At 60.7% G+C, this 11,536-nt stretch carries 7 protein-coding genes and 7 pseudogenes; 8 read left to right on the top strand and 6 right to left on the bottom strand.

Features of this window, described 5'->3' with window-relative positions; genetic code table 11:
* Window positions 1–205 (top strand): annotated as a pseudogene (locus tag EOA19_RS36505) (hypothetical protein); the annotation flags it as partial.
* A 1,120-nt stretch (window positions 206–1,325) separates the two neighbouring features.
* Window positions 1,326–1,742 carry a hypothetical protein gene (locus EOA19_RS34170; protein ID WP_063169404.1) on the top strand — a complete coding sequence of 139 codons (417 nt, stop codon included), beginning with the start codon at window positions 1,326–1,328 and terminating at the stop codon, window positions 1,740–1,742.
* Window positions 1,743–1,980: 238 nt separating this feature from the next.
* Here EOA19_RS34170 and EOA19_RS36605 read toward each other — a convergent pair whose 3' ends face one another.
* The 3 genes and pseudogenes from EOA19_RS36605 to EOA19_RS34155 all read right to left on the bottom strand — a co-directional run.
* Window positions 1,981–2,472 (bottom strand): cytochrome c, encoded by a 492-nt coding sequence (locus tag EOA19_RS36605; RefSeq protein WP_244514239.1) that lies wholly within the window; start codon window positions 2,470–2,472, stop codon window positions 1,981–1,983.
* Window positions 2,473–2,513: 41 nt separating this feature from the next.
* Window positions 2,514–2,747, bottom strand: coding sequence for a hypothetical protein (locus EOA19_RS36290; protein WP_127312611.1), 234 nt, complete (start codon window positions 2,745–2,747; stop codon window positions 2,514–2,516).
* Window positions 2,748–2,756: 9 nt separating this feature from the next.
* Window positions 2,757–3,036, bottom strand: a pseudogene (locus tag EOA19_RS34155) (DUF411 domain-containing protein); the annotation flags it as partial.
* Window positions 3,037–3,837: 801 nt separating this feature from the next.
* On the opposite strand from EOA19_RS34155, the pseudogene EOA19_RS36285 reads away from it, so the two are divergent.
* The 4 genes and pseudogenes from EOA19_RS36285 to EOA19_RS34135 form a co-directional block, all read left to right on the top strand.
* Window positions 3,838–4,042, top strand: a pseudogene (locus tag EOA19_RS36285) (isopenicillin N synthase family oxygenase); the annotation flags it as partial.
* 8 nt (window positions 4,043–4,050) lie between these two features.
* Window positions 4,051–4,320, top strand: a pseudogene (locus EOA19_RS34145) (pyridoxal-phosphate dependent enzyme); the annotation flags it as partial.
* Window positions 4,321–4,598: 278 nt separating this feature from the next.
* Window positions 4,599–4,762 (top strand): annotated as a pseudogene (locus EOA19_RS34140) (thioredoxin domain-containing protein); the annotation flags it as partial.
* Window positions 4,763–4,803: 41 nt separating this feature from the next.
* Window positions 4,804–6,258, top strand: coding sequence for a glutamate synthase subunit beta (locus EOA19_RS34135; protein WP_063169408.1), 1,455 nt, complete (start codon window positions 4,804–4,806; stop codon window positions 6,256–6,258).
* A 69-nt stretch (window positions 6,259–6,327) separates the two neighbouring features.
* Here the strand turns inward: EOA19_RS34135 and EOA19_RS36280 are convergent.
* The 3 genes and pseudogenes from EOA19_RS36280 to EOA19_RS36275 all read right to left on the bottom strand — a co-directional run.
* Window positions 6,328–6,522 (bottom strand): annotated as a pseudogene (locus EOA19_RS36280) (DUF459 domain-containing protein); the annotation flags it as partial.
* Between the two features lie 1,181 nt (window positions 6,523–7,703).
* A complete protein-coding gene (locus EOA19_RS36600; protein WP_236473435.1) occupies window positions 7,704–8,012 on the bottom strand; it encodes a helix-turn-helix domain-containing protein in 309 nt (102 codons plus the stop codon).
* 157 nt (window positions 8,013–8,169) lie between these two features.
* Entirely contained in the window at window positions 8,170–8,616 is a 447-nt protein-coding gene (locus tag EOA19_RS36275) for an extracellular solute-binding protein (protein WP_236383562.1), read from the bottom strand.
* A gap of 1,057 nt (window positions 8,617–9,673) precedes the next feature.
* On the opposite strand from EOA19_RS36275, the pseudogene EOA19_RS34115 reads away from it, so the two are divergent.
* Together EOA19_RS34115 and EOA19_RS34110 are read left to right on the top strand one after the other, a co-directional pair.
* A pseudogene (locus EOA19_RS34115) lies at window positions 9,674–9,895 on the top strand (insulinase family protein); the annotation flags it as partial.
* A 57-nt stretch (window positions 9,896–9,952) separates the two neighbouring features.
* Entirely contained in the window at window positions 9,953–11,011 is a 1,059-nt protein-coding gene (locus tag EOA19_RS34110) for a class I SAM-dependent methyltransferase (RefSeq protein WP_024504268.1), read from the top strand.
* Window positions 11,012–11,536 lie beyond the last annotated feature (525 nt).

The following is an 11,536-nucleotide window of genomic DNA, read 5'->3' as shown; positions in this document are numbered from 1 at the left end:
ATGGTTGACCACGCTTTTCAAAGATCGTGAACTACATCTCCTCGTTGTGCTCGACGCACTCCGGACAAGTAACCTCATGGGCGCGGCATGCAGGATTAACCGAGCCCAGCCGGTCATGAGTGCGGCCTTGCCGGGTCGGGCGATAGGCAGTCATGCCCTGCCCTTCCTGCGGGTCAAGCACTCCGAAAAAACATTTCCCCCATAAATGCTAGATCTTCCGTTGCCTTTTCGCGTCACAGGCCGTCAAACGCCCGGCCGTTCACAACAGTGATCCGGCAAGTGTTTGGCTGCGCGAGACGATGCTGCAGGGAGTCGTCCTGCATGGCACTTCGCTATGATGCTGCGGTGCCGTCTAACGGCGCCTCGTGCTTGAACGCACTGAACGGCCACCGCGATCAAAATCGATGGTTCGAGGACCGTTGATCATCACCCCGCCAGCCTCGATCTTGTTTGCCGCCACGAGAGCGACACAGAGACTGCTGGTGAAGATGCCCGCCTGCCCGCTATGTTCCGGATGGTTGACCATCCCGGATGGACCCATCGAGGGTGTCAAGGCGAGCATGAGCACAGGCGCGAACAGTTCACGGGCAGGCGCGACGGTGGCCGCAAAGCAACGTCGCGCCAGCATGCGATCTCAGCAGGATCGGCACCATCCTGTCAGGGAGCAATGCGAGTGGCTGGCTTAGCCGCTGCGACGCTGCCCGGCATCGCGTTCAATTGATCTGGCGCCTTAAATGCAGGAAGGCTTCGCGGCCGGTACGAGGCGCATCCCTCCTCCGAAGCAGCACGCCCAAGTATCATCACAAGCCCCGAGCGCCCGCGTTCGGCGATGTCCAATTTCCGACAATGTCGGAATACAGTCAGATCTGCTGGATTGACTTTAAATGGTTTTCTCATTTGGCACAGCGCATGCTGGTTATCCGGAAACACGTGACCGACCAACAAGAAGTCGCATGACACAACCGAAGCCATCCATGTCTGACGGGCTGCCCAGGATACCTACTGCGACCGCGCTTGCCCGGTGACGACCGCTCCGGCTCCGCCCGTTACCGACGAGGCAAAGTGACGGATTTCCTGCGTTTCAACGACATGGAGGTGGTTGTCATTCCCGCTGGGGGACAGACTCGGCCTGTTCAAGGCATTGCGCGAAGGCGGCAAGATGACGGCCACCCGTGCGCGAACTCAAGGAGCGCAGCCTGTATCGTGTATCAGGCAAATAGGCCGTCGGTCAGTGACCTTGACACAGGGGACATGCGCAAGGTCCTGAAGTTTGATGCAGCGATAGAAGGGTGCCAATGACAACAATAGCTTACAGGAACGGAACCATGGCTGGCGACGGCCGAGCCTTGGGTTTTGACTCAGTATCCGTCGGTGAGAAAACGAAGGTGTTTCGCTTATGCGACGGCACACTCATCGGCGTTTCCTCTTCGTCCTTGGGTATTCCAAAGGCCGTTCGAGACTGGGTTGAGAAGGGCATGGATGTTTCTGATATTCCTGTGCCGCGCAACGACGACAATTTTGAATTTGAGGCGCTGATAGTGCGCAAAAATGGGGAAGCCGTATTGTTGGACGGCAATTGGCTGCCAAGTGATCCCGTGAAAGGTGAATATTATGCCATCGGGAGCGGCAAGCAGTATGCTTTGGCCGCGCTGGTTTTGGGCAAGTCAGCTAAGGAAAGCGTCGAAGTTGCCGCGAAACTCGACGTTTGGACTGGTGGCACAGTCACTGCCATAACTCACTAAACCCGCCTTTCGGCGGGAGTGTGACAGTGCGAGCGTGGAAGTAGGGCGCCACCCCGGGGCACGTCGAGCCCTGTCATGTGAGCTGGTCCATAAGCGCGCGAAAGCGTCCAGTTGTGGCCAAAAGCACGATTTGCGACAGAACCGGCCCGCTTCTATGAGTATGGGCCGCTTTTTGCGGCCAGCGTGCTTGCCATCCTGCCGCCAGTGGCCGTCGCCTTCTTCTTCCAAGGTTACCTCGTCATGAAGTAGAGCACCACGATCTTGTCGGAGAGATCGGAAGGCGGACGGCCCTTCCGTCCGCGTCGGCCAGTTCGAAAGGCGGCGCGGCCTGCTCGTCGATCGCCTGGAAGAACCTCTCCGCGCTGTCCCTCATCTTGTCGAGATCGGCGCCCGGATGGTGGGCCAGCGCGGAGGTCCCGAGGATCAGCGCCAGAAATTGAATCGCAAGCGACGGTTTCGCTTTCATGGACAATGCATTCCGGTTGGGGGCGTTCGAGGGCTCCGCGGCTAGGATTGGTCTCACTGTGTCTGCTCCCGCTCCCGGCGGCTCATCTGCCTGATAGGCGCGTTCCCGCTCGGGCCATGTGCTTTTGATGAAGGCCAGAACGGCCCGGATCTCCTCGTCGGTGAGGACATTCCCGAAGCCCGGCATGTCGCTCTGGTAGCCGCCGCCGACGACCGCGGCCGGTCCCGGCGCCGGCATGCGTCCCGAAGGCAGCGGGCTTTCCAATCGCGCTGACCTTCGCCTGGCTAAAACCGTCTTGCCTAGCGCTATCGCCGCGGCCGGGGCGCGGCCATCCGGTTGGCGAGCCAAGGCAATGTCCAGACCAATCCGAGGCCTGCCGCGGCCACGCATCGATAAGAGGACCGACGCCCTTCTCCTTTGCCGCCGCTGGAGAACAGGTATTTGATCAGCGCGGCCGTCCCGAGGACGAGCACGACGACGACAAGCAGCCACACCAGGCCCGTGCCGAACATCATCATGCCGCTCATGCATTCCATCATCGAAGCCTCCTATTCCGTGGCGTAGATGCCGCCGGTCGCGTCAGACTTTCGGATTTCGAGAATCTCGAAGGGCGCTTCCTTCGTGCCACTCATGCCGGGGGAGCCCATCGGCATGCCGGGCAGCGTCATGCCCTTTGATGTCGGGCCGCTCGGTCAAGAGCTTGTTGACCGTGCCGACCGGCACATGGCCGCTCACCACATAGCCGTCGATGAACGAGAGAAGGCAGCCATCGGCTTCCGGCGGAATGCCCTCTTCGCGGCTCATGGCGAAAAGGTCGTGAGTCGGCCTTGACGGTGATTCCTGGAAGGCCGATTCCAAGGCGAGCTGGCTTGAAGGCCGCGGTCCGGATGGTCGACTAGGCAGCTTGGTTCCACGATCGCAATGCTTGATCGCTTCATTGCAGGCCATGGGCTCTCGCCCCCTCCTTTTGCCACACGAGGCGCCAGCTCACGTGTTGTTGTTGGCGTGCGCCCCGGCAACCGCTTTCACCAGCCGCTCCAGCGATCCCGCGCGCTCCAGCTCCGCAAAGAATGATGCGGCGTGACGCTACCCAGCCGGTGCTTCTCGGCCTTCCAATTAAACTGTCTCGACGAAAGAGCCGTCTCCGTTGCTCCGGTCTCGGTGTTGAGTTCTCTAAGGCTGCGCCACACCTTGGTCCCCACGCCGGCAAATGATCTCACTATGCAGCCCGTGCTCGCACGCTCTCAAACTAATTACCGCTGCTGCAACACGCCGCCTGGCGGCCTGCACCGAAAAGCCGACAGGGGTGCATCTGAATAGCCGTGAACCCAGGTCTCAAAGACCATCCGGCGCGACGAGCGGACGCACCGCACGTGTGACACCCGCCTTGTGGGGCAGGGTTGCCTTTCTCAATCCCGGCGTTGGTCGGCGTCCCAATGAGCAGCAAGCTATTATCGGCCGCCGAATCTTAGTGGCTTCGTCGAGAGCCTCAATCAACCAAGCGGCGAAAGCCCCGCTAGAGTCTCCGCCCGCCTGTCGCTATGAAGCAGTTGCAGCCAGCGCTGCTTCAGGCGCATGAACTCGCCCGATGCAATGATTTCCGTCGCCCTGGGTCTTTCGAAGGGCACTGTTTCTATTCCCTTCTTCTTCGGCGCGCGGCTTGATGCCGACATACGGTTTCTTGACCTGCCGCCTGAACTGGCTGCCGAAGCGGGTGCCCCGCCAGCGACCCCGACAATCCCCTGTTCCGCAACTGCTGAAGAGCCGACTGCGCTCGCATCCCGATATTGCGCAACGGCACTATGCCGACATTCTGGAGACCGCAGCCGCATGAGCCTCGAGATGTTCCGCCGACCGTCGACAAAGGCGTCCTCTCGCCTGCGTCCGCCATTTGTCAGTGCTCGATCTGATTGGGGAGACGCCGGTCGTCGAACTGAAGAGATTCGATACCGGCAGGTGTCGTCGCTTCGTCAAGATCGAAAGCCAGAATCCCGGCGGATCGATCAAGGATCGCATTGCGTTGTCGATGATCGTTAATGCCGAACAGCGTGGCACGCGCGGGGCGGTACAATCATCGAAGCGACCGCTGGCAACACAGGGCTCGGCCTGGCCATCTGGCGGCACGAAGCGCGTGATCGCGTGTCCAAAAGCTGACAGCGTCAGACAAATGTCAGGTTCATTACAACCAACATCTGGGCACTGACGAGGTTTTTCGAAGCAATGGGCGCTAACTGCGCGCTGAGCGCGTTGGCATGGCTTTTGAGACTGAGTGACTGTGACTGCACTCAATGGGGCAAGACGAGCGATGCGCTCCTCCCTGAACCCGTGTGCCGTCTCTGAGAGGAAACCAGCTCGTGCAGAAACCTTTGGAAATAGCTTTGGACCGCAACGTGGTATTGCAGATGGAGTCCCCGGCTCCTTCGATTAGAGTCGAGAACTGGCTGCATGGCGAGCCCCTCACGAGCTTTGAGCCCGGCAAGTGTACATAGTCGAATTTTGGGCAACTTGGTGCGGCCCATGTGTGGACGGGATGCCCCATCTGATCCAGCTGCAGGGCGTCGCCAGGCGCACCATCTGGACAGCAGGAACTGGACTATGGGCAAGGTAACAGGCTTTCTCGAAATCGACCGGCAGGTGCACAAGTACCAGCCGGCCTCCGACCGCATCCGGCATTTCCGCGAATTCACGCTGCCGATGTCCGACAAAGAGGTCGAGAAACAGGCCGCGCGCTGCATGGATTGCGGCATTCCGTTCTGCCATGGGCCGACGGGCTGCCCGATCCACAACCAGATCCCGGACTGGAACGACCTCGTCTACAATGGCGACTGGGACAATGCGATCCGCAACCTGCATTCGACCAACAATTTCCCGGAGTTCACCGGCCGCATCTGCCCCGCACCTTGCGAGGAAGCCTGCACGCTGAACCTCGAGGACATCCCCGTCGCCATCAAGACGGTCGAGCAGGCGATCGCCGACAAGGCTTACGAGACCGGCCATATCAGGCCCTATCCGCCGGAGAAGAAGACCGGCAAGCGCGTCGCCGTCATCGGCTCCGGCCCGGCCGGCATGTCGGCTGCCCAGCAGCTCGGCCGCGCCGGCCACGACGTCCATGTCTATGAGCGCGAGAGCCGGCCCGGCGGGTTGATGCGTTACGGCATTCCCGACTTCAAGATCGAGAAGCACTATATCGACCGGCGCATCGAGCAGATGCAGGGCGAGGGCGTCACCTTCCATTGCGGCGTCAATGTCGGCGTCGACAAGCCGGTTGCCGAGCTGCTCGCCGAACATGACGCCGTGCTTTATTGCGGCGGTTCCGAAACGCCGCGCGCGGCCGGCATTCCCGGCGACGATCTCGGCGGCGTGCATGACGCGATGCCCTATCTGGTGCAGCAGAACAGGCGTGTCGGCGGCGAACCGATCCAGTCGGTGGCGTGGCCGTCGCATCCGATCCTCGCCGGCGGCCAGCATGTCGTCGTCGTCGGCGGCGGCGACACTGCCTCCGACTGCGTCGGCACCGCCTTCCGCCAGGGCGCGGTGCGCGTCACCCAGCTCGACATCCGGCCGCAGCCGCCGGAAAAGGAAGACAAGCTGTCGGTCTGGCCATACTGGGCGACCAAGATGCGCACGTCATCCTCGCAGGCCGAAGGCGCCGAGCGCGAATTCCAGGTGGCGACGCTTGAATTCATCGGCGAAAACGGCCAGCTGACCGGGGTCAAATGCTGCGAAGTCGACGAAAAGCGCAAGCCGATCGCCGGCACCGAATTCGTCATCCGCGCCGATCTCGCGTTCATCGCCATCGGCTTTGCCGGGCCAGCCGCTCGCGGGCCGGTGTCGGAACTGGCCGGCCAGATGAAGATCGCCATTGACAGCCGCCGCTCGAAGAATGTCGAGGCCAATGACCGGGACTACAGGACCAGCGTCGAAAAGCTCTATGCGGCGGGCGACGTGCGGCGCGGCCAGTCGCTGGTCGTCTGGGCGATCCGCGAGGGCCGCCAGGCGGCGCGCGCCATCGATGAGGCGCTGATGGGATCGAGCGTGCTGCCGCGCTGAGTCCGTCTCGAGACCCTACTTGTGCGGCCACCTGAAGGCGCTTTCCGCCCTTCCGCTGCCCCGGGCAGCTTACGGACTGATCGCCGTGGTCGTTTCGGTTGTGGCCCCGGCCGCAGGCTGCCGCCTTGGCGGCCAAGAAAAATCGTCGGCGCGGCCGGGCGCAGCAGCGGGCGCCTTGCCCTCGACGACGAATTTTTCACCGGGCCCGTCCGGCTTGGCCGGCGCTGCGGCACCGAGAAGTTCCGAACCGCCGTCGAGTGCCGGTGATTGCGAGTCGGCGTCGGTAGCCGGGTCGGCGGCCTCAGTCTTTTCCTTCGAGGGTGGACTACGTTACTGGCCAGTACCGGCAACGCATCGAAGGAACTTTACAATCATAAAGGTACGTCACTGGTCTCGCGGCTCACCTATGACGATCTAGACGCGCATTCGAGTCCACAATCCGACTGGCATTTTCGTAAAGGCCTCCTCGGTGCGGGCGGCATCAGGGAGGATTTTCTCATGACGAGGACTTCTTACGGAAATGGGGGGCTACTCAAACACATTCAGTGATCAGCGCGGGGGCGGCGTCAGCTATTTCACCGCCGATCTTGGATATAATTTCTTGAACTCACCGCGCTACCGCATCGGTGCTTTTGTTGGCAACAATTTCTGGCACGAGAGCTACGATGCTTTCGGTTGCACGCAGCAGGCGACCAACTGGGGAACCTGTGTGCCAACCGTCCCACCTACGTCAACCTCTCAGCCAGGACAACGATTGGCATTCGCTGCGACTCGGCTTGGCCGGGCAGACGCAACTCACCGAGCGACTCAGCCTTTCTGGTGACGTGGCGTTCCTCTTCACGCGGCTCGACGGCAAAGAGCAGCACCACATGCGCCCAAGATCAAGCTAATTCCCGAAGACGGCGATGGGCATGGCGTCCAGCTCGAGGCGGTGTTGCGGCCGTGGCGAATAACGGCACCGCTCATTTCGAAGAGGCAATGGGCGGTCGTGGTTCCCCGCAGGCCGACGATTGGAAGGCAAAGCGCTACGGCGTTTTCGTGCAGGCTAGCATCAAGTTCAACTGAGAGAGCAAGAACCGAGGAGAGCGGCGATGCCACTCCAGCTCATTACGATCATTGGATCAACAGAAGGAAGTTTTCCGAAGAGTTTTGCAAGCGTGCGCAAAGTCGCCAGACAAAGTTCTCTCGGTCCATAGTGTACGTGCCGTCACGCCCGTTCTCGACATGGTTGAATGATACGTCCCGCGCGATCGATCAAAGTCGTTTTTCATTGGTTTTCCGGAAATCGCGGGGAGCACAGCGTGCTGTGACCCTCGCCTGCTGGTTTTCTGTCAACGCGCAGATGAGGGAGAATGAGCGTACAGCAAAAATCATCAGTGCTGTCGCTTTCGCCAAAGCCCGCCGCAGCTAAACGGGGTCCCACGCCCGGTAGCGCCCCCTGCCGGTCACCTCACGGATGCCGAGTTCGGCACCAGCCCGAGCGCAGCGCGCTGGCTAATTTTCAGCTCGGCCGCGACCAGACCTGCCGACACCAGCGGCCGCGCCAGCACCAGCTCGATCAGCGCCGGCAGGCTCGAGTTTTTGCGCCGGTTCCTGAGCCGGCGCTCCATCTGGCTTTTGGCCAGCGCCTGGATGATTGCAAGGCTGAAACAGTCGATGGAACGCCCCTCCAGCGAAGCCGAACCGGACGAGGCGCGCGCGCCAGGTCCTTCGGCTGCCATCGGCACGCTGGGTTTAAGTGCTTGGGGTGACACGGCGTGATCTCCGCCGTTGGCGGGAACAGGGCAGTGCAATAGTACTGCCCTGTTCCTTTTGATCAGAGGCCAGTGCGGATTTCTTCGGCAAGCGCCCTCAACGTCGTCTCGACGTCATCGCCGTTTACCATCTTCTGCATCGCCACGGCCCATGCGTTCATGGCTTCGCCGAAGCCGACACGCGGTGTGAAAGCCAGCGCGGCTTGGTCCTGTATCTTTTTGAAGCTGTCAACGAAGTTGTTGAACTCGGGCTGCGAAGCGTACTTAGTCCAGGTGTCGTCTGCCAGGTCGACGTGCGCGGCGGATTGACGAGCTGGCCAGCAAGGGCACCCTTGAGCGCCACCTGCTTGGAGGTGGCCCACGGGATGAACAGCCAGGCCGTGCCCTTCTTTTCGGAAGCCGCGTTCATGGCGAGAGCCCAGATCCAGATGTCAGACTCCAAGCTCGTGGCGCTCGGTGCGTGCAGCGGCGGAGCGAAGGCGATCTTGCCGGATGCCGGCTTCCCCGCAACATCGTTCCAGAAGCCGAACATATTTGAGTCGATCGTCATCGCGCTGCGGCCGGACGCGAAGGAAGGAGCCGCGCACTTCTTGATCATGTCCACGTAATGTAGTCGTATCCAGCATCGGTAAGCTTCCAATCGCTCAGGTATTTGTCCAGCGGCTCCAGGGCGCCACTCGGAGCGAGGTCCTACGCGGGCTGAATGCCAGTGCCGAACACATCCCATGCTGGCGACTTCGTCGTCAGTTGGATCGTCATCTTGTTCCAGTAAGAATCGTCTGGGTAGAGTTCCGGCGTGACCTTGATGCCGGGTCAGCTTCTCGAACTCCGGAAATTGCGCAGCGAGAGCATCCGCATAGGGGTGGATGTCGTAGGCCCAAGTTATGCTGGTCCCTTCGAATTGACGCCAGTTCACGGTGTCGGCAGCGGCCGAATTAGTGAGCGATGCCGAGACGGCAAAAAACGCCAAGTCAAAAGCAAGCTGTTTGCGAAGCGACGCGCACCTGTAACGAGTACGGGGAATGAGCGACCCATGTAATCCTCCCTGGGGCATTTTGCCAATTTTTGGGTCCACTCCTCCATCCCGAGTTCGCTCATAGCCACAATAAGCGGTTTCCAACGAGCTCGCTCTGAATGCACCAGGCCAACTGGGTAAAAACGGGTAACCGGCACTAAAAGGCGTTGTAGTATCGCCACCAGAAATACTGCTCCGTGGTGCTGGCCTTTGCCTGGGGGCGCAACACGGCAACTACCCGCTCAAAACGGTTGGTCCTCTACCTCTTATTCACCGTCGCTTTCCTCGCGGCCTAACCCGGCCGGAATATCCGTTGCCAGAAAAAGGCCTCGCGGCCGGTTCGAGGCTCATCCCTCCTCCGAAGCAGCACGCTCAAGTATCGTCACAAGCCCCGAGCGCTTCGCGTTCGGCGATGTCCAAATTCCGACAATGTCGGATACAGTCAGATCTACTGGATTGCGTTTGAATGGTTTTCTCATTTGGCACAGTACATGCGGGTCATCCGCAAAACACGTGACCGACCAACAAGAGTTCGCATGATCACCTTACCACAACATACAGCCGCCGCGGAACAATCACTTGGCCCCTGATCGCCCACCCCGGCACCACAACCGGAGTCATCGATGTTCTGACAGGCTGCCCAAGGATACCTGCTGCAACAGGGCTTGCCCTGGTGACGACCACTCCGGCTCCGCCGGTTACCGACGAGGGCAAAGTGACGGATTTCCTGCTTTTCAACGGCATGGAGGTGGCTGTCATTCCCGACCACCGCGCCGGTCGTCACCCATATGGTCTGGTGCAGGATCGGCAGCGCGGAATGAGCCGCCGGGGATATCTGCATGTCTTCGAGCATCTGATGCTCAAGGCGCCTCATGACGAGCACGGCTCCGTCGCCTGGAGAGATTGAACCCAAAGGGAGATTCAGATGTCTGAAGCGAATCAGGAAAAGTTGGACGCATTCTTGGGGAAAATGGTCGGCGATCTCGGTGCGATCGCAACGGGCGCGGGAGTCCTGCTGGGGGACAGACTCGGCCTGTTCAAGGCATTGCGCGAAGGCGGCAAGATGACGGCCGCCGAACTTTCGACACGCACCGGCACCCAGGAACGCCTCGTAAGGGAATGGCTTTCCGGGCAGGCGGCGGCGGGTTACGTCGACTACGATGAAGCGAGCGACAAATTCTATCTCAACGCCGAGCAAGAGCTGGTGTTCGCTGATGAAGACAGCCCGGCCTTCATGGCAGGCGCATTCGAGTTCCTGTCCGCGCTGTGGCTCGATGAAGAAAAGGTGAGGCAGGCATTCCAGTCCGGCAAGGGCGTCGGGTGGCACGATCATAGCGCGTGTCTGTTTCGCGGTACGGAACGGTTCTTCCGTCCAGGCTACAATGCCAATCTGATCGACTCCTGGCTGCCGGCCTTGGAGGGCGTCGTCGAGAAGCTCGAACGCGGCGTGGACGTCGCGGATGTTGGATGCGGTCATGGTGCATCGACCGTGCTCATGGCACAGGCCTTCCCCAATTCGCGCTTCGTCGGCTTCGACTATCATGCCCCTTCGATTGAGCGCGCCCGCAAGGCGGCCGAGGTAGCCGGCGTCGGCGTTAACACGCGGTTCGACGTGGCGGCCGCCAAGAGCTATCCCGGAACCTATGACCTCGTCACATTCTTCGATTGCCTTCACGACATGGGCGACCCGACGGGCGCCGCCACCCATGTCCACGGATCGCTCAAGCCGGACGGCACGTGGATGATCGTCGAGCCGTTCGCGCATGATCATCTGGCGGCGAACCTCAATCCCGTCGGCCGCGTTTACTATGCCGCTTCCACTTTCGTGTGCACGCCCGCATCCGTGTCGCAGGAAGTCGGGCTCGCGCTTGGAGCCCAGGCCGGTGAGGCGAGGCTGCGCAAGGTTGTGACCGGCGGCGGCTTCAAGCGATTGCGTCGCGCCGCGGAGACACCGTTCAACATGGTGCTGGAGGCCCGCCCTTAGCGTGGCCGTCGCCAGAAATTGCAGCTCATCGCATTTGATGAAGATCACCGCCAAAAATCCGGACGCATCGGGCACATTTTCAAGGCGTCTGGGTTCACGCAGAGGTCGCTGCCGAGTTGTGTGCCAAGAGTCCCATACGTTGCGGCTCAGAAAGGACCCCACGCACGGCGACGAACATGCCCATAGCGATGGCCGCTATAATCACATATGTCCACCATGGCGCGTTCACAAAGCTGGTAAGCCACGTCGCACCGAACGCGCTTACGACAAAAACGAGAGCCTCGATAAAAAGACTGAGCCTGTACACATTCAGTCGTCTCATCCTCATACCACCCATCCAAAGACTGAGCTTGTTGCGCTACTGCGACAGAGCCTAACATATTGGAGAGTGCTCACTAGTCGACCGTGAACAATCCGAGCCCTAAGCGGCGACCGGCTTCGGCCGGATTTGAAGCAGGGCAATCAAGAGCGACAAAAACCCCTTCAGCCACCTGAGCAGGAGGGAGAAGTTGTAGCCGGCGGCGG

This window comes from Mesorhizobium sp. M7A.F.Ca.US.010.02.1.1 (genome assembly GCF_004023085.1).
Lineage (GTDB): Bacteria > Pseudomonadota > Alphaproteobacteria > Rhizobiales > Rhizobiaceae > Mesorhizobium.
This window is presented reverse-complemented; position numbering and strand designations above follow the sequence as displayed.